Source organism: Streptomyces zhihengii (assembly GCF_016919245.1).
Lineage (GTDB): Bacteria > Actinomycetota > Actinomycetes > Streptomycetales > Streptomycetaceae > Streptomyces > Streptomyces zhihengii.
In genome coordinates, this window is record NZ_JAFEJA010000001.1 from 4,924,293 (window position 1) to 4,942,887 (window position 18,595).

General features: G+C 74.0%; 15 protein-coding genes and 1 riboswitch. Of the genes, 14 read left to right on the plus strand and 1 reads right to left on the minus strand.

Features of this window, described 5'->3' with window-relative positions; genetic code table 11:
• Positions 1–194 precede the first annotated feature (194 nt).
• The 3 genes from JE024_RS20855 (at position 195) to JE024_RS20865 (ending at position 4,842) form a co-directional block, all read left to right on the plus strand.
• Positions 195–2,252: an N-6 DNA methylase gene (locus JE024_RS20855; RefSeq protein WP_205375042.1), complete on the plus strand. Its 2,058-nt coding sequence runs from the start codon at positions 195–197 to the stop codon at positions 2,250–2,252.
• A 329-nt stretch (positions 2,253–2,581) separates the two neighbouring features.
• A complete protein-coding gene (locus JE024_RS20860; RefSeq protein WP_205375043.1) occupies positions 2,582–3,340 on the plus strand; it encodes a hypothetical protein in 759 nt (252 codons plus the stop codon).
• Positions 3,337–4,842, plus strand: a complete 1,506-nt coding sequence (locus tag JE024_RS20865) for a serine/threonine-protein kinase (protein WP_205375044.1) — start codon at positions 3,337–3,339, stop codon at positions 4,840–4,842. Before JE024_RS20860 ends, JE024_RS20865 begins: the two co-directional genes overlap by 4 nt.
• 493 nt (positions 4,843–5,335) lie before the next feature.
• Here JE024_RS20865 and JE024_RS20870 read toward each other — a convergent pair whose 3' ends face one another.
• The gene (locus tag JE024_RS20870; protein WP_205375045.1) at positions 5,336–7,771 is read right to left on the minus strand and encodes a YfhO family protein; all 2,436 of its coding nucleotides are present in this window, start codon (positions 7,769–7,771) and stop codon (positions 5,336–5,338) included.
• Positions 7,772–7,896: 125 nt separating this feature from the next.
• Here JE024_RS20870 and JE024_RS20875 point away from each other — a divergent pair, with 125 nt between their 5' ends.
• From JE024_RS20875 to JE024_RS20925, 11 genes are all read left to right on the plus strand, one after another.
• The gene (locus JE024_RS20875; protein WP_205375046.1) at positions 7,897–8,871 is read left to right on the plus strand and encodes a glycosyltransferase family 2 protein; all 975 of its coding nucleotides are present in this window, start codon (positions 7,897–7,899) and stop codon (positions 8,869–8,871) included.
• On the plus strand, positions 8,868–9,275 hold the full coding sequence (locus JE024_RS20880; RefSeq protein ID WP_205375047.1) for a GtrA family protein: 408 nt from the start codon (positions 8,868–8,870) through the stop codon (positions 9,273–9,275). Before JE024_RS20875 ends, JE024_RS20880 begins: the two co-directional genes overlap by 4 nt.
• 180 nt (positions 9,276–9,455) lie before the next feature.
• Positions 9,456–10,106, plus strand: a complete 651-nt coding sequence (locus JE024_RS20885; RefSeq protein ID WP_205375048.1) for a SurA N-terminal domain-containing protein — start codon at positions 9,456–9,458, stop codon at positions 10,104–10,106.
• A gap of 45 nt (positions 10,107–10,151) precedes the next feature.
• Positions 10,152–11,141, plus strand: a complete 990-nt coding sequence (locus JE024_RS20890) for a nucleoside triphosphate pyrophosphohydrolase (protein ID WP_205375049.1) — start codon at positions 10,152–10,154, stop codon at positions 11,139–11,141.
• An 89-nt stretch (positions 11,142–11,230) separates the two neighbouring features.
• Positions 11,231–12,487, plus strand: a complete 1,257-nt coding sequence (locus tag JE024_RS20895; RefSeq protein ID WP_205375050.1) for a cytochrome P450 family protein — start codon at positions 11,231–11,233, stop codon at positions 12,485–12,487.
• Positions 12,488–12,626: 139 nt separating this feature from the next.
• Entirely contained in the window at positions 12,627–13,601 is a 975-nt protein-coding gene (locus tag JE024_RS20900) for a LysM peptidoglycan-binding domain-containing protein (protein ID WP_205375051.1), read from the plus strand.
• Between the two features lie 284 nt (positions 13,602–13,885).
• Positions 13,886–14,056: riboswitch (cyclic di-AMP (ydaO/yuaA leader) on the plus strand.
• Between the two features lie 2 nt (positions 14,057–14,058).
• A complete protein-coding gene (locus JE024_RS20905) occupies positions 14,059–14,724 on the plus strand; it encodes a LysM peptidoglycan-binding domain-containing protein (protein WP_205375052.1) in 666 nt (221 codons plus the stop codon).
• A gap of 401 nt (positions 14,725–15,125) precedes the next feature.
• Positions 15,126–16,412 (plus strand): phosphopyruvate hydratase, encoded by a 1,287-nt coding sequence (eno, locus tag JE024_RS20910; RefSeq protein WP_205375053.1) that lies wholly within the window; start codon positions 15,126–15,128, stop codon positions 16,410–16,412.
• 134 nt (positions 16,413–16,546) lie between these two features.
• Complete coding sequence (locus JE024_RS20915; protein ID WP_205375054.1) at positions 16,547–17,026, plus strand: FtsB family cell division protein; 480 nt, start codon at positions 16,547–16,549, stop codon at positions 17,024–17,026.
• 84 nt (positions 17,027–17,110) lie between these two features.
• Positions 17,111–17,647: a DUF501 domain-containing protein gene (locus JE024_RS20920; protein ID WP_205375055.1), complete on the plus strand. Its 537-nt coding sequence runs from the start codon at positions 17,111–17,113 to the stop codon at positions 17,645–17,647.
• Entirely contained in the window at positions 17,644–18,582 is a 939-nt protein-coding gene (locus tag JE024_RS20925) for a Ppx/GppA phosphatase family protein (protein ID WP_205375056.1), read from the plus strand. The genes JE024_RS20920 and JE024_RS20925 overlap by 4 nt, the downstream gene beginning before the upstream one ends.
• Positions 18,583–18,595 lie beyond the last annotated feature (13 nt).

Here is an 18,595-nt window from a genome sequence, read left to right on the forward strand (position 1 = left end):
CGAGTGGAGTGTGTAAAGCCTGCGTGAAGATCCGTGCTTCGCGGGGTCAATAACAGCAGAGCTTGTGAACCGAGTCAACACGAGAACTCGGTTTACAGTGTTGCTCACGTTGTGAAGCGTGCTGTCCGCGCAGTCGCTAGGATCGCCGTTACAGCAGCGTGACCAACTGATCGGGCCAGCCGAGGGGGATCCGGGTGCAGGAGAACGCGGCGGAGGTGACCGCCGCCCAGATCGCCAGACTCGCCGGTGTCGGACGTGCGGCGGTGAGCAACTGGCGCCGCAGGCATGCCGACTTCCCCAAGCCCGTCGGCGGCACGGAGACCAGCCCCTCGTTCGCCCTGCCGGACGTCGAGCGGTGGCTGCGCGACCAGGGCAAGCTCGCCGAGGTCCCGCTGCGGGAGCGGGTCTGGCAGCAGTTCGCCGCCCACCCCGGCGGCGGCGTCACCGCCCTCGTCCAGGCCGGCGGCGTCCTGCTCCTCGTCCACGACCGGCCCGCCGCCTGGCTGGAGGCGGCCGCCGTCTCCGACCGGCGGCTCGCCGAGGTGCTGCCCGGCGCGCTCGACGAGGTGCTCACCGCGCGGTTCGGCGCCCGGGGCGTCGTCGGCGTACCGGACGCCGCCGAACTCGCGGACGCCGTACCGCTGTTGCGCGGCATCGCGGAACTCGCCGCCGAGATCGGGGCCCGCCAGGCGTTCGAGTTCCTGCTGGGCCGTCAACTCGACGCCAACCCGCGCCAGTACTCCCTCACCCCGCCCGGCCTCGCCGAGCTGATGGCCGCCCTCGTCCCGGACGGCGGGACCGTGCTCGACCCGGCCGCCGGCACCGGCGCGCTGCTGCGGGCCGTCCGCCGCCCCGGCCGCCTGCTCGCCCAGGACGCCGACCCCGGCCTCGCGGCGCTCACCGCCCTGCGCCTCGCCCTGCACACCGGCGCCACCGTGCGCGCCGAGGCCGGCGACGCCCTGCGGGCGGATGCCTACGGCGACCTCGCCGCCGACGCGGTGCTCTGCCACCCGCCGTTCAACGAGCGCAACTGGGGCCACGACGAACTCGCCTACGACCCCCGCTGGGAGTACGGCTTCCCGGCCCGCACCGAATCCGAGCTCGCCTGGGTCCAGCACGCCCTCGCCCGGCTGCGGCCCGGCGGCACGGCCGTGCTGCTGATGCCGCCCGCCGCCGCGTCCCGCCGCTCCGGCCGCCGGATCAGGGCCGGGCTGCTGCGCCGCGGCGCGCTGCGTGCCGTCGTCGCCCTCCCGGCCGGAGCCGCGCCGCCCTACGGCATCCCGCTGCACCTGTGGGTGCTGCGCCGGCCCGCCGTCACCGACCGGCCCGCGTCCGGACTGCTCGTCGTCGACACCGCCGCCGGCCAGGCCGGTGCGGAGCCGGCCGCCGCGGGCCGCGACCGCCTCGACTGGGGGGCGCTGCGCACCGCCGTGCTCGACGCCTGGGGGCCGTTCGACCGGCACGGCACGGTCGAGGAGAACCCCGGCGTCAGCCGCGCCGTCCCCGTCGTCGAACTCCTCGACGACGACGTGGACCTCGCCCCCGCCCGCCATCTGCCGCCGCCCGCCGCCGGCGGGGCCGACGAACTCGCCCGCGTCCGCGAGCGGCTCACCCGCACCCTCGGCCGCACCACCGACCTCACCCCGAGCCCGGCCCGCCCCGCGCCGGCCGCCGCACCCGCCGCCTGGCCCTCCACCACCGTCGGCGAACTCGCCCGCGCCCAGGACCTCGTCCTGCGCGCCGGCGGCGCCGGCGCCGCCCGTGCCGAATCGTCCCCCGCCGTGCTGACCGAGCAGGACGTGCTCGCCGGCCGGGGCGCCACCGGCACCCTGCCCGAAGGCCCCGACGAGGAGGCCGTGCTCATCGAGCGGGGCGACATCGTCGTGCCCGTCCTCGGCAGCGGCACCGTCGTCCGGGTGGCCTGCGACGCGCTCGCGGGCGCCGCGCTCGGCCGCAACCTCCAGCTGCTGCGCCCCGATCCGGCCGCGCTCGACGCCTGGTTCCTCGCCGGGTTCCTGCGCGGCAGCGCCAACCAGCGGCAGGCCAGCAGCTACGCGTCGACGGCCACCCGCCTCGACGTCCGCCGGATCCAGCTCCCCCGGCTGCCGCTGGCCGACCAGCGCCGCTACGGCGAACGCTTCCGCGCCCTCGCCGAGTTCGAGGACGCGCTCCGCCTCGCCGGCCGCCTCGGCGAACAGCTCGTGCAGGGCCTCTACGACGGCCTCACCGACGGGAGCGTCCTGCCGGAGTGACCCGGGCGCCGGGCCCCGCCCGGGTGCGGATTCGGGCGCGGGTCGGGGCGCGGGTCCGGGCGCGGATTCGGGCGCGGGTCGGGGCGCGGATTCGGATGCGGGTCGGGGCGCGGGTCCGGGCGCGGATTCGGGCGCGGGTCCGGGCGGGGCCCGGGCCGAGCTCCCGGTGCCGGGGCGGCGGGCGGCGGTTCCGGCCGGGCGGGAGTGATGTATCGGACAACCGTTCCGTACAACCCGCCGCGGGGTGTCGGTGTCGGTGTATACGCTTCAGTCCGCCTCAGTCAGCCTCAGTCCCGTCCGCCGCGTCCCCAGGCACCCCAGGAGCAGGAATGCACGGCCACGGCTTCGCGCCGCCGCAGCCCGCGCGCCCTTCGACAGCGCTGCTCGTCGTCGTGCGCATCGTCCTCGTGGCGCTCGCGCTGCTCAGCCTCGGACTGCTGGCCTGGGGCACGATGCTCCGCATCGCGATCATGCGCGGCAGGCGCATGGACTGGGTGCTGTTCTGGGTCTCCCTGGTCGTCGCCGTGACCGCGCTCGTGGTGATGGGGGAGTTCAGCACCGCGGGGGAGACGGCCTCGGCGCAGGAGGACCCGCGGGCCGTGGACTGGGTGTGCCTCGCCGCCCTGTTCGCCCTCGCGATCGGCGTCCCCGTGCACTACCTGGTCACCGACATCCGCCACCACCAGCCGCCCCGCCCGGGCACGGGCGCACCGCCGGCGGCCGGCTCCCCGTACGGCACCGCGGGCCGGTTCACGGGCCCCTACGCGACGCCGCCGCGGCAGACCGCGCCGCCCGCGTACGGCTATCCGCCGGTGGCCCCGCCGATATCCGCGGGGCCCGCGCCCGCGCACCACCCCACGCCGCCGCCCGGCTCCGCGCCCACGCCGCCGCCCGGTTCCACGCCCGGGTCCACGCCCGTTCCCGCGCCCGGTTCCGTGTCCGCGCAGACCCCGCCCCCCGGGCGGACCCCGCCCCCCGGCACCCCGCGCATCGACCAGGTCCGCGCCGAACTCGACGAGCTGAGCGACCTGCTGCGCGGCACCGACCGCCGGGACACCGGGCACGAGGACCGGGGCGGCGCCCGGTGAACGGACGCGTCGTCGGGGGCCGTTACGAGCTCTCCGCACTCATCGGACAGGGCGGCATGGGCCAGGTCTGGACGGCCTACGACGGCCGGCTCGACCGCCGGGTCGCCGTGAAGCTGCTGCGCCCCGACCACATGGCCGCCGCCACCGCCGCCGACGAGATGCGCCGCCGCTTCGTGCGCGAGTGCCGGGTGACGGCCCAGGTCTGCCACCCCGGCCTCGTCACCGTGCACGACGCGGGCAGCGACGGCGACGACCTCTACCTCGTCATGCAGTACGTCGAGGGCGCCGACCTCGCCGACCACCTCGCCGAGCACGAGCCCTACCCGTGGGAGTGGGCCGTCGGGATCGCCGCGCAGCTCTGTTCCGTGCTCGGGGCGGTGCACGCGGTGCCGATCGTCCACCGGGACCTCAAGCCGCGCAACGTCATGGTCAAGCCCGACGGGACGGTCACCGTCCTCGACCTCGGCGTCGCCTCCGTGATCGACACCGACACCACCCGCCTCACCCACACCGGCTCGCCCATCGGCAGCCCCGCCTACATGGCCCCCGAGCAGGCGATGGGCGGCGCGGTCGGCCCCTACACGGACCTGTACGCCCTCGGCGTGCTGCTCCACGAACTCCTCAGCGGCACCGTGCCGTTCGCCGGTTCCACCGCGCTCGGGGTGCTCCACCGGCACCTCCACGAGCCGCCGCTCCCGGTGCGGCAGCTCCGCCCCGAGATCCCGGAGCCCCTGGAGGCGCTCGTCCTCCACCTGCTCGCCAAGGACCCGCAGCACCGGCCCTCCGGCGCGCAGGAGGTCTACCAGGCGCTGGCCCCCCTGCTGCCGTCGCCCGGCGGCCCCACCGGCCCGCTGGACCCGACCCGGCCCTTCGTGCGCCCGCACGCGCCGTGGCCGGACCGTGTGGGCCAGCCCCCGGCACCCGTCGTGCCCCCGGCCGTCCCCGCGCCCCGCCCGGACGTCGCCGCCGCGGTCGACGAGGTGAAGCGGCTGCTCGGCGAGGGCAGCATCACCCGGGCCGTGGACGTCCTCGGCGGCATACTCCCGGCCGCCGCCGCCGAACACGGCGAGCGGTCGCCCGTCGTGCGGATCCTGCGCAAGCAGTACGCGGCCACGCTGATGGACGACGGCCAGTACCGCCGCGCCCTGCCGGAGCTGCGGCGCCTCGCCGACGACCGGACGGCGGAGGCCGGCCCGGCCGACCCGCAGACGCTGCAGTTCCGCCACGACGCGGCCCAGTGCCTGGAGCAGCTCGGCGAACCCGCCGCCGCGCTGGCCGAGTACCGGGCGGTCCTGCCGTACTACGAGAGCACCGACCGCGACCGCGCCTTCCAGGTACGGCACCGGATCGGCCACCTGCTGCTGGCGGTGGGCGACCACACGGCGGCCCACGGCCAGTTCCGCTCCCTGCTGTACGACGCGGAACTGGCCTACGGCCCGTACCACCACCTCCCGGGGGAGCTCCGTCGAGCGCTGGAACACCAGCGGCAGTTCCGCACGTGATGCGTGCTGGGGGCCACTCCAGCCCGTAACGCCGGCGGGGCTGGTTTCACGGGGCCGGCCACGCCCGGGTATCTCAGCCCGTCCGGCGCTTGAGGACACGGCCGCAGGCCGTGCCGCGGCCACGGGCGCGGAGCCGGGTCCGGTGAGGTCGGCTCCCCGGGCTCGGCCGGGTCCGGACCCGTGCCCCGGTCCGGCGGGGCTCCGCCCCGCACCCCGCGCCTCAAACGCCGGCGGGGCTGGAGAGGTTCGGGTCACTTCAGCCCGTCCGGCGCTTGAGGACACGGCCGCAGGCCGTGCGGGCCCACCGGCGTGCAGCCGGGTCCGGTGAGGTTGGTTTCCCGGGCCTGGCCGGGTCGGGACCTGTGCCCGGGTCCGGACCTGTGCCCGGGTCCGGACCCGGACCCGTGCCCCGGTCCGGCGGGGCTCCGCCCCGCACCCCGCGCCTCCATCGCCGGCGGGGCTGGTTTCACGGGGCCGGCCATGCCCGGGAATCTCAGCCCGTCCGGCGATTGAGGACACCCGCGCGCAGCGGGGGTGCGGGCACACTCCCACCCGCACCCGAGCCGGCCTCACGGCCAGGCCCGGAGGCGCGGCGCCGGGCGACGGCCACCGTGACGAGCAGCCCGAGCAGCGCCCCCACCCCCGCTCCCGCCCCCGCGAGCAACCCCGGAGGGCGGAAGGAGCAGCTCACCGTGGTGCGGGTGCCGTCGAGGGGGACGGCGACCAGGCCGAGGTGGGCGTCCGCCGGGCGCCCGTCGCAGGACCATCCGGCGATCCGCGGTGCCGCGAGCACCGCCACCCCCGTGCTGCCCGGCGGCAGTTCGGCCCTCACCCCGTGCGCGGAGACCTCGACGGAGACCGCGCCCGTCCGGCGGAGCCCGTCCACGGCGGCGGAGAGCCGGGCCGGGTCCAGGCAGCCGATCTCGGCGTCCCGGGGCGCCTCGCCGCTGTAGACGACGGGCGTCCCGGGCGCGGTGGCCGTGCCGAGCGGGGTGAGCGCGGCCCGCCGCCGGGGCTCCCCGCCGAGCAGCCGCTCCCCGGGGTTGTCGCCGAGGCGCGCGGTGCCGGTCCACTGGGGCGCCCACAGGAAGACCTCGGTGCCGGCCCGGCACACCCCGTCCACCGCCGGTTCGTAGACGCGGGCGCCCAGCAGCAGTTCCTGGTTGCGGAACGGCGAGTCCCCGTAGACGGGCTCACCTCCCGCCGGCCGGACGGTCACCAGCGGCGGCACCTCCCGGCGGACGGTCAGCGGCTGTCCGCCGGGCGCGGTGCGCAGCCGGGCGCCGACCGAGAACACGGCGTCCGTGACGGGGTTGTCCAGGGACTGGAGGCTGCGCCCGCGCGACGTCCAGCCGCCGCCGAGCGCCGAGAGGGTGCGGGTCCACACGTCGGCGGTGTGGCTGCTGTAGTACGCGCCGCCCTGCCCGCCGAGCAGCAGCGCGTCGTTGGCGGTGAGCTGGGTGCGGCCGGGGTCGGTGCGGTGGGCGGGCCAGCCGTCGGCGGCGGCGACGGCGGCGGCGCGGGCGTCGTGCCCGGCACCCCACTGCGGATAGTGGTCCAGCCGCAGCGGCCGTTCCCGGTCGGCGTACGCGGTGGTGGCCGCCGCCTGGCCCGCCACGGCGCCGGTGAGCAGCACGGCGGCCACCACCAGGGCCCGCCCGCGTGCGGCGAGCAGCAGTCCGGCGACGACGGCGGCGAGGCCCGCCGCGAAGAGCAGGTACGCGTCGCGCCCGGCGAGTTGGCTGCCGGTGGCGCCGAGCGCGAGGGCGAGCACCGCCGCGGTGCCGCCGGCCAGCGCCCGGCGGTCCGGCCAGCCGCGGGCGACGCAGGTCCAGGCGGTGATCACGGCGAGGCCCGCGAGGACGAAGGTCTGCCGGTAGGGGCTGCCGTTCGGGGTGGCGAAGGCGTGCCACAGCAGATGGGTGGGCCCCCACTGGAGGGAGAGGGCGACGGCGGCGGTCAGCACCGTCCACACCATCCGCTCCCGCCGGGGCGCGGCCCGGTGGAAGGCGAGGGCGAACGCGAGGAGCAGCGTCGCACCGCCCACGAAGACGGCCGGGCTGAAGAAGCTGTACGTGGCGGGCAGCGTCCGGGCGAACACGTCCGTCCAGGGCGCGGGCGCGAACTCCTTGGTCCAGCCCGGGTACGCGTGCGTCGAGCCGAGGAACACCGGGACGAGGACCGGTGCCGCGAGCCCGACCCCGAGCAGCACCGTCCGTGTCGCGCGCAGCAGCGCCCCGATCCGCTCCCGGCCGCCGGTGCCGTCGAGCAGCAGCCGGGTGGCCAGGACGAGTGCCGCGCCCAGGGTGGCCATGTAGGCGGTGTAGAAGTTGGCGGTCCACGCGAGGGCGACGAGCACGGGGCCGAGCAGCGGACGCCGGCCGGTGCGCGCCCACTCGGCGGCCAGGCACAGCAGCGGGAAGGCGATCAGCCCGTCGAGCCACATCGGGTTGTACGACGCCTCGGTGACCGACCAGCCGCACAGGGCGTACGAGGCGCCGAGCACGCCCGCCATCCAGCGGCGTCCGCCGCCCCGGTGGAGGGCGGTGAGCAGCCAGGCCATGGCGGCGGCCGCCACCGCGGTCTTGACCAGTGTGACGACGTACACGGCCAGGTCGATCTCGTCCCGCGGGAAGAGGCCGACCAGCAGCGAGAACGGGCTCGTGAGGTAGGTGCCGAGGTCGGTGAGCGCGTTGCTCCCGTAGCCGGACTGCCAGTCGAGCAGCACGCCGCCGTCCGCCCGCCCGTGGAGCAGGTCCCACAGCCGGGCGTGGAACGGGACGAACTGGTTGCCGAGGTCGTTCACGCTGCGGGTGTGCGGGCCGAACGGGAAGGTGCGGGCGGCGAGGTCGCCGGCCGTCACCGCCCCGACCGTGATCAGCGCTGCGAAGGCGGCGGCCCGGCCGCGCGCGGAGGACAGATTCCACATGATGGGCTCGAATATGCCAGCGCCGATGACGAAATCACCGGCCGCGAAGGGCAGTTCACTCAATGGTCGCCGGGAGGTCATGTGGAGCACCGGGAAGCGACATTCGGGCCGGTTGTTGTTCTTCCGTGCTGATCTCGATAGTGGTCCCCTGTTTCAACGAAGAGGAGATCATCGGCCGCTTCCACGCCCATGTGACCGCCGAACTCGACCTGCTCGGGCAGGAATTCGAGCTGGTCTACGTGGACGACGGAAGCCAGGACCGGACACTCGACCTCCTCCAGGAGATCGCCGGCGCCGACTCCCGTACGCGATACGTCTCCTTCAGCCGCAACTTCGGCAAGGAGGCGGCGATGCTCGCCGGCCTCCAGCACGCCGACGGCGACGCGGTGGTCATCATGGACGCCGACCTCCAGCACCCGCCGGAGCTGGTCCGCCGGATGCTGGCGCTGCACGAGGACGGATTCGACCAGGTCATCGCCAAGCGCACCCGCAAGGGCGACCGGGTCACCCGCACCGTCACCGCGCGCGCCTACTACTGGCTGATCAACCGGCTGGTCGACGTCGAGCTGGTGGACGGCGTCGGCGATTTCCGGCTGCTGTCGCGGCGGACGGTCGACGCGATCCTGGAGCTGACCGAGTACAACCGCTTCTCGAAGGGCATTTTCGCCTGGGTCGGATTCCGTACGACGACGTTCGAGTACGAGAATGCGGTGCGTGAGCAGGGGCGCTCCAAATGGAGCTTCGGGAAACTGCTCAACTACGGCCTGGACGGCCTTCTGTCGTTCAACGACAAACCGCTGCGCGCCGCGATCTATCTGGGAATGCTGCTGCTCGGCGTGGCCATGGTGTACGCGTCCTGGATCGTCGGTGTCGCCATGGTGAACGGCGTGGACACCCCCGGGTATGTCACCCTGCTGGTGGCGGTCATCGCGCTCGCCGGTGTGCAGATGCTGATGCTGGGGGTGGTCGGCGAGTACGTCGGGCGCATCTACTACGAGGTGAAGCGCAGACCGCACTTCCTGGTGAAGGCGACCAACGCCGGCCTTCCCCGGCGGGACGACGACCGCAACAGGCGTGCGGGGGAACTGGTAGGCCGATGACCCTACGGGGCCAGATCGTCAGATTCGCGTCGGTCGGGGTGGTGAACACCGGTACGTACTACGGCCTCTACCTGGTGCTGCTGCGGTGGCTGCCGTACGTGGCGGCGCATGTGGTCGCCTTCCTGGTGAGCATGGTCGGCTCGTTCTTCCTGACCTCGTACTTCACCTACCGGACGCGTCCCACCTGGCGAAAGTTCCTGCTGTTCCCGCTGACCAACGCGGCCAACTTCGCCGTCACCACCGGCGGGGTGTGGCTGCTGGTGGACGTGCTCGGGCAGAACCGCACGTACGCGCCGCTGATCGCCGCCGCGGCGGCGATCCCGGTCACCTTCGTGGTCTCCCGCACGATCATGCTCGGCCCCGACCGCCGCCCGCCGGAGCTCACGCGCGAGCCGGTGGCGTAGGGCCTCCGGCCCCTCCCGGGGCACGGGCACCACGCCTCACCGCCCCCCGCCGGCCGCGCCCGCATCCGACCGCCTGGCGAATCGTTTGGCGAATCAGTGGCCCACGCCACTCCGACTGCCTACCATCGATCACCGCAAGGCCTTGTGCACCGATGCACAATCTCGCCCCGGGAGGCTCCTTTGCACCGCCGTCGTCGCACCGCGCTCACCCTCTCCGCCGCACTCGTCGCCGCCGTGCCGCTGCTCGCCGCCTGCGGCAGCGAGGCCCACCCCGGGGCCGCCGCCGTGGTCGGCGGGCAGCGCATCGAGGTCTCCACCGTGCAGGCCCAGGTCAGGGACGTGCGCGACGCGCAGCAGTCGTCGGAGCAGGCCGCGGAGCTCATCAAGGGCACCGGCCAGCTCGGCCGCGCCAAGCTCTACGACCTGATCGTCGACCGGGTGGTGACCAAGGCGGCCGAGGACGCGGGCGTGAGCGTCAGCCGCAAGGAGATCCAGGCGGCCAGGGCCGCGCTCGCCCAGCAGTCGGGCGGCGACGAGCAGATGGCCGCCATGTACCTCCAGCAGCGCGGCGTCGCCCCCGACCAGCTCGACGACGTGGTCCGCCGCGACGTCATGGTCGGCAAGATCGCCGAGGCCATCGGCGCCACCAACACCCCCGAGGGCCAGCAGAAGATGAACGAGGCCTTCACCGCGGCGGCGAAGGCCCTCGACATCGACGTCAACCCGCGCTACGGCGCCTGGGACGACGCCAAGCTGGAGCTCGGCGCCTACAAGGCGCCCTGGATCACCCAGGTCACCAAGGACGAGGAAGCCGCCCCCGAGGGTGCCTGAGCGGCCGTCGGCACGGCCCCCGGGGCGGCGCGGTAGGTTCGACGGGTGACCGAAGAAGCATCCGTCGACACCGGCCGAATCGTCCTGCTCACCGCCAGCCACCGGGTCGCCCCCGGCCTGCTGTCGTGGCCCGCCTGGCAGGTGCTGCGCGCCGCCGACCTGGTGCTCTGCGCCGACGACGCGCATCCGCAGCTTCCGTACCTGCGCGAGGCGGGCGTCACGGTGGAGCTCCGGGTGCCCGGCGCCGAGGACCTGGTCGCCGCCTGCGCGGGCGGGCGGACGGCCGTCGTCGTCACCTCCGGCGCCGGCGAGTCCGCGCTGACCGACGGCTTGGCCCGCCTCGGCGGCTCGGGCCGGGTCGCCATGCCGGACCTGGAGCTGCTGCCCGGCTCGTACGACCTGCCGGGCGCACGCCTGCTCGACCTGGTCGAGGTCATGGACCGGATCCGCCGCGAGTGCCCCTGGTCCTCCCGGCAGACCCACCAGGGGCTCGCCAAGTACGGCATCGAGGAGGCGTACGAACTCGTCGAGGCGATCGAGGACGGCGACCGCACCGAGCTGCGCGAGGAACTGGGGGACGTCCTGCTCCAGGTCGTCTTCCACGCCCGCATCGCCGAGGAGGACGCCGGGGAGCCGTTCTCGGTGGACGACGTGGCCGCCACGATCGTCGAGAAGCTGATCCACCGGCACCCGCACGTCTTCGGGGACGAGAAGGCCGAGACCCCCGAGGAGGTCAAGGCCCACTGGCTGCGCACCAAGGCGATCGAGAAGCAGCGGGAGTCGGTCACCGACGGGGTGCCGCTCGGCCAGCCCGGCCTGGCCCTCGCGGCCAAGCTCGCCTCCCGGGTCCGCACGGCGGGGCTGGACGTGACCGCCCCGTCCGGCGAGGGCGTCGGCTACGAGCTCCTGGCCCTCGCCGTGCGCGCGGAGGCGGCCGGTACCGACCCGGAGGCCGCCCTGCGCGCGGCCGCCCGCACCTACCGGGACGCCGTCCGCGCGGCGGAGGGCCTCGGCGGGCCGGACACCGGGGCGTAGGGCCGCGGCGGTCCGGACACCGGGGTGTAGGGAGCGGGCGGGCCGGACACCGGGGCGTAGGGCCGCGGCGGTCCGGATACCGTCGGGGGGTGAACGCCCCGGAAGACCCGCACACCGCCGCCCCCGAACTCTTCACCTGGGAGTTCGCCACCGACCCCTACCCGGCCTACGCCTGGCTGCGGGAGCACGCGCCCGTGCACCGCACCACGCTGCCCTCCGGGGTGGACGCCTGGCTGGTCACCCGGTACGCGGACGCCCGGCAGGCCCTCGCCGACCAGCGGCTCTCCAAGAACCCCGCGCACCACGACGAGCCCGCGCACGCCCGGGGCAGGACCGGCATCCCCGGGGAGCGCAAGGCCGAGCTGATGACCCATCTGCTGAACATCGACCCGCCGGACCACACCCGGCTGCGGCGGCTGGTGTCGAAGGCGTTCACCCCGCGCCGGGTGGCCGAGTTCGCGCCGCGGGTGCAGGAGCTCACGGACCGGCTGATCGACGGCTTCGCGGCGAAGGGGAGCGCGGACCTCATCCACGAGTTCGCCTTCCCGCTCCCCATCTACGCCATCTGCGACCTGCTCGGCGTCCCGCCCGAGGACCAGGACGACTTCCGCGACTGGGCGGGCATGATGATCCGGCACGGCGGAGGACCGCGCGGCGGGGTGGCCCGCTCGGTGAAGAAGATGCGCGGCTATCTCGCCGAGCTGATCCACCGCAAGCGCGAGCAGCCGGGCGACGACCTGATCTCCGGTCTCATCAGGGCGTCGGACCACGGCGAGCACCTGACCGAGAACGAGGCCGCCGCGATGGCCTTCATCCTCCTCTTCGCGGGTTTCGAGACCACGGTGAACCTCATCGGCAACGGTGTGTACGCGCTGCTGCGCCACCCCGTTCAGCGCGAACGGCTCCAGGCCTCGCTGGCGGCCGGCGAGAGCGCCCTGCTGGAGACCGGGGTGGAGGAACTCCTGCGCTACGACGGGCCGGTGGAGCTGGCCACGTGGCGGTTCGCCACCGAGCCGCTCACCGTCGGGGGGCAGCCGATCGCCGCCGGGGACCCGGTGCTGGTGGTCCTCGCAGCGGCGGACCGGGACCCGGCGCGGTTCGCCGAGCCGGACACCCTCGACCTGTCCCGGGCCGACAACCAGCACCTGGGATACGGGCACGGCATCCACTACTGCCTCGGCGCGCCGCTCGCCCGGCTGGAGGGGCAGACGGCGCTCGCCACCCTGCTGAGGCGTGCGCCGGATCTGCGGCTTGCGGTGGATCCGGACGATCTGCGCTGGCGGGGCGGGCTCATCATGCGTGGATTGCGTGCTCTGCCCGTCGAGTTCACCCCCGCCGGCAACTGACGGAGCATCAGAAATGTGACTTTCACGTGATCTGCGCTGCATCGACTTGTGACTTGCGTTCGAATGCGGCTACGTTCACCCCCACCCGAGGACCTCATCCGGTCACACGGGCCTCAGCAGTCACGCGAAAGGCAACCGCATGCGCTCCGGGAACGGACGTCACCGCCGCCCCCGTCAGGCACCGGCCATCGTCGTCGCGGCGGGGGTGACCGGATCGGCCATCGCCATCCCGCTGCTCGGGGCGGGCTCCGCGTCCGCGGCCGACGCCTCCACCTGGGACCGGGTCGCCGAGTGCGAGTCCGGCGGCAACTGGTCCATCGACACGGGCAACGGCTTCTACGGCGGCCTCCAGCTCTCGCAGGAGTCGTGGGAGAGCTTCGGCGGCACCGCGTACGCGCCGAGCGCGGACCTCGCCAGCCGCTCGCAGCAGATCGCCGTCGCGGAGAAGGTGCTCGACGCCCAGGGGCCCGAGGCGTGGCAGGCGTGCTCGATCGTGGCCGGTCTGGTGGACGACGGCTCCGACAGCGGCGTCGACCCGGGCGGTCTGCCCGGGGACCTGCTGACGCCGGAAGCCGGCGCGAGCGAGGGCGCGCGGGACACCACCAAGCGCGAGGTGGCCCCCGAGCGCGAGTCCGGGTTCGGCAAGAAGCCGGAGAAGAGCGCGACGCCGAGCCCCGGGGCCACCGGCCCCGCCGCCACCCCCGAGGCCGGCGAGAAGGAGGCGTCCGAGGACGCGGACGCCACCGAGGAGGCGCCCGCGCCAGCCGACGGCGCCACGGGCAAGCACCGCGGCGAGCCCGCCCGCGAGGACGCCGGGGCGGAGGGCCAGACCGATGGGGCCAGTGGAAGCAATGAGGGCAATGCGGACAAGGAGCGCGAAAACGCCCGTCATGCCTCACGGGGTGACGGATCTGCACGCAACGGTGTGACCGACTCCGCTCCGGCCGGGGCGTACACGGTGCAGGCCGGCGACAGTCTCTGGGCGATCGCCGACGAGCGCGAGGTCCCCGGCGGCTGGACCGCGCTCTACCAGGCCAACGAGGCCACCGTGGGCGACGACCCCGACCTCATCCTGCCCGGTCAGAGCCTCGATCTCGGCCTGGAGCAGGAGTAGTTCACGGAGTCGTCCGGCGGGTTGGTTCGCTGGTAAATGTCCGTTCTGTGCGAGTGAGACAAGGGTCTCTTTGCCGCAACTCGCCCTTTTCGGCGGCCGATTTCGGTCATCTCGGCCACGACCTGCGGAAACACCCCTGACATCGACGGCGGTTCGTCCGAATTCTCCCCGATGTTCGTCTTTGAACATCGGGGAGCGGTGTGTTTACGGTCGAATCGCTCGCCACCGCGGGCACCGCTGACCGAAACGCCGAATCCTGCCGTCGGTCGGGGGGAACAGTCGACGCTCGAAAAGCGCCGAAGGCAGGAGCGGGGGACCCAGGTAGGTGCCGGCCCGGCCGTCCGACGAGGACGCCGGTGACGGCTAGGGGTGGAGCCGCGCGCAAGGACGCGCGGCCGGGCAACTTTCCGGCCCGAACCCGACAGCTCACCTCGCAGGCGTCGGTGAGGAGTACTTCATGCTGCGTTCCGGCATCGCCAAGCACCGCCGCCCGTCGAAGTTCGCCCGCGTCGCCGCGTTCGCCGGCGTCACCGGCGCCGTCATCGCCGCCCCGCTGCTGGGTGCCGGCTCCGCCTCGGCCGCGACCGCCTCCGAGTGGGACAAGGTCGCCCAGTGCGAGTCCGGCGGCGACTGGTCCATCAACACGGGCAACGGCTACTACGGCGGCCTGCAGTTCTCCGCCTCCACCTGGGCGGCCTACGGCGGCACCGCCTACGCGTCCACCGCCGACCAGGCCAGCAAGGCCCAGCAGATAGCCGTCGCCGAGAAGGTCCTCGCCGGCCAGGGCAAGGGTGCCTGGCCGAGCTGCGGCGTCGGCCTGTCCAGCGCCTCCTACGACGGCGGCGCCGCCGAGCAGCCCGCCGAGAAGCCCGCCGAGAAGCGCGCCGAGGCCCCGACCACCCGCTCCGAGCGCGCCGAGGCCCCCGCGCCGAAGAAGGCCGCCGAGGCCAAGAGCTTCAAGAAGGGCGACGGCGAGTACAAGGTCGTGGCCGGCGACACCCTCAGCTCGATCGCCACGGCCGAGAAGGTCGAGGGCGGCTGGAAGAAGCTGTTCGAGCTCAACAAGGACGTCGTCGAGGACGCCGACGTGATCCACCCGGGCCAGCAGCTCCACCTGCGCTGACCCGCTCCCTCCCCCCACCGCTCCCGGCCCGGCGCCCCCTTCCCCCGAAGGCGCCGGGCCGGGCCCGTGTGCGGCCCCTTCCCGCCCGGCCGCCCCGGGCGCCCCCCCCCCCGCCCCGCCGGGCGCCCCGGTCCGCCGGCGCCCCCGTCCCCACCCGCACCCCAAAACGCACCCGCACCGCGCCGTCCCCACCCGCACCGCCCCCGGTCCCGTCGGGGTCCACCCCGGTTACCGCCGGGTAGAAGCAGAGGGTTTGTCCGTCCGCGAGGGTCTTGATGCCCTTTTTCGTCCCAGGGGGCGGGCATCGGCCCGGCGTACGCCGCCGCGCCGGTTAGGCTCTTGTCGCAAGGCCAAGCAGACCTCTGCACTTTTCTCGCGTCACATCCCAGAAGGAGATGCTCGTGCCGTCCATCGACGTCGTCGTAGCCCGGGAAATCCTCGACTCCCGAGGCAACCCCACGGTCGAGGTCGAGGTTGGCCTCGACGACGGCAGCACGGGTCGTGCTGCCGTTCCGTCCGGCGCCTCCACCGGTGCGTTCGAGGCCCTCGAGCTCCGCGACGGTGACCAGAACCGCTACCAGGGCAAGGGCGTCGAGAAGGCCGTCCTCGCCGTCATCGAGCAGATCGGCCCGGAGCTCGTCGGCTACGACGCCACCGAGCAGCGGCTGATCGACCAGGCGATGTTCGACCTGGACGCCACCCCGGACAAGTCCTCGCTCGGCGCCAACGCCATCCTCGGCGTCTCCCTCGCCGTCGCGCACGCCGCCTCCGAGGCGTCCGACCTCCCGCTCTTCCGCTACCTGGGCGGCCCGAACGCGCACCTGCTGCCCGTTCCGATGATGAACATCCTGAACGGCGGCTCGCACGCCGACTCCAACGTGGACATCCAGGAGTTCATGATCGCGCCCATCGGCGCCGAGTCCTTCTCCGAGGCCCTGCGCTGGGGCACCGAGGTCTACCACACCCTCAAGAAGGTGCTGAAGACCAAGGGCCTGTCCACCGGCCTCGGCGACGAGGGCGGCTTCGCGCCGAACCTCGACTCCAACCGCGCCGCCCTCGACCTCATCCTCGAGGCCATCAAGGAGGCCGGCTACGCCCCGGGCAAGGACATCGCCCTGGCGCTCGACGTGGCCGCGTCCGAGTTCTACAAGGACGGCGTCTACGAGTTCGAGGGCAAGTCCCGCTCGGCCGCCGAGATGACCGAGTACTACGAGGAGCTCGTCGCCTCCTACCCGCTGGTCTCCATCGAGGACCCGCTGTTCGAGGACGACTGGGCCGGCTGGAAGGTCCTCACCGACAAGCTCGGCACCAAGGTGCAGATCGTCGGCGACGACCTCTTCGTCACCAACCCGGAGCGCCTGGCCCGCGGCATCGAGGACGGCGCCGCCAACGCCCTGCTCGTCAAGGTCAACCAGATCGGCTCGCTGACCGAGACCCTGGACGCCGTCGAGCTCGCCCAGCGCAACGGCTTCAAGTGCATGATGTCCCACCGCTCCGGCGAGACCGAGGACGTCACCATCGCCGACCTGGCCGTCGCCACCAACTGCGGCCAGATCAAGACCGGCGCCCCGGCCCGCTCCGAGCGCGTCGCCAAGTACAACCAGCTCCTGCGCATCGAGGAGATCCTCGACGACGCCGCGGTGTACGCGGGCCGCTCCGCCTTCCCGCGGTTCCGCTTCGCGGACTAGGCACAAGCGTTCCGGGGGCCGAGCCCCCGGAGCCGAGCGCCCCGGCGAGGGCCGACGCCCCCGCCTCCGTACGTCCCCGGCCGCGGTCCCGTACCGTGTCCGGGGACGTACGCGCGTAACGGGGAGGCGAGACCATGGCCCGCAGGCCGCCGGGGGACCAGGACCGGTTCTCCACCGCGACCAGGATCCGGCTGCTCGGCGAGCAGACCGCGGCCCGCGTCTACCGGTCCCAGAACCGCCGCCAGGCACGCCGCTCCCGGCTCACCGGCCGGGCCGCCTTCCTCGCGCTGGTCGTCTGCTCGCTGGTCGTGGCGCTCGCCTACCCGATACGGCAGTACGTCTCCCAGCGCGCGGAGATCGCCGAGCAGGAACGCCTCATGGAGGAGGCCCGTGACGAGGTCGAGCGCCTCCGGGACGAGAAGGCCCGCCTCCAGGACGACATGTACGTCCGGCGGCTCGCCCGCGAGCACCTGCACTACGTCTTCCCCGGCGAGACCTCCTACACGGTGATCGACCCGGAGGCGGCCGAGGAGCGGCGCGCGGACGACGGCGCCGCCGACCGGCCCTGGTACTCGAACGTGTGGAACGGCGTCGACGAGGCCGACCGCGAGTAGCACCACGGCACGGGCCGCGCCCGCGCCACCGCCGTCCGACGGCGGGCACAGCATCCCGACAGCGAACACAGCATCAAGGCAGGCATGGAAACCCCTCCTCCCACCACCGAGCACACCGAGCCGACCGACGCGGACATCGCCGCGTTCGAGCAGCAGCTCGGCCGGCCGCCGCGCGGACTGCGCGCCATCGCGCACCGCTGCCCCTGCGGCCGGCCGGACGTCGTCGAGACCGCCCCCCGCCTGCCGGACGGGACGCCCTTCCCGACGCTGTACTACCTGACCTGCCCGCGTGCCGCGTCCGCGATCGGCACCCTGGAGGCCAACGGCGTCATGAAGGAGATGCAGGGCCGGCTCGCCACCGACCCCGAGCTGGCCGCCGCCTACCGGGCCGCCCACGAGGACTACATCGCCCGCCGCGACGCCGTCGAGGTGCTCCAGGGCTTCCCCAGCGCCGGCGGCATGCCGGACCGGGTCAAGTGCCTCCATGTGCTCGTCGGCCACTCCCTCGCCGCCGGCCCCGGGGTGAATCCGCTGGGCGACGAGGCGATCTCGATGCTGCCCGAGTGGTGGCGCAAGGGCCCCTGCGTGACCGGCTGCGCCACCGGGGAGGAGTCCGAGTGACCCGTGTCGCCGCCATCGACTGCGGCACCAACTCCATCCGCCTGCTCGTCGCCGACGTGGACCCCCGGACCGGGAGCCTCACCGACCTCGACCGCCGGATGACCATCGTCCGGCTCGGCCAGGGCGTCGACCGCACCGGCCGCCTCGCCCCCGAGGCGCTGGAGCGCACCTTCGCCGCCTGCCGCGACTACGCGCGGGTGATCAAGGAGCTGGGCGCCGAGACGGTGCGCTTCGTGGCAACCTCCGCCTCCCGCGACGCGGAGAACCGCGACGCGTTCGTGAGCGGGGTCCTCGGCATCCTCGGCGTGGAGCCGGAGGTCATCACCGGAGACCAGGAGGCCGAGTTCTCCTTCACCGGCGCCACCCGCTCGCTCGCGGGCCGCTCCGACCTGGCCACCCCGTACCTGGTCGTCGACATCGGCGGCGGCTCGACCGAGTTCGTCGTCGGCGACGAGCACGCGCGGGCCGCCCGCTCCGTCGACATCGGCTGTGTGCGGCTCACCGAGCGCCACGCGCCCGACAGCCCCGCCACGCCCGCGCAGATCGCCGCCATCGGCGCCGACATCGAGGCGGCGCTCGACCTGGCGGCCGAGACCGTCCCGATCGGCGACGCGGGCACCCTCGTCGGCCTGGCGGGCTCCGTCACCACCGTCGCCGGGATCGCGCTCGGCCTCGACGCCTACGACTCGGAGCGCATCCACCACGCGGTGGTCTCCTACGAGCAGGTCGAGGAGATCACCACGATGCTGCTGGGTTCGACCCACGACGAGCGCGCGGCGATCGGCGTGATGCACCCCGGCCGGGTGGACGTCATCCAGGCCGGGGCGCTCGTCCTGCTCACGATCATGCGGCGGACCGGCGCCCGCGAGGTCGTCGTCAGCGAGCACGACATCCTGGACGGCATCGCCTACAAGGCCGCCGAGGGCTGGTTCTGAGCCCCACCGCGTG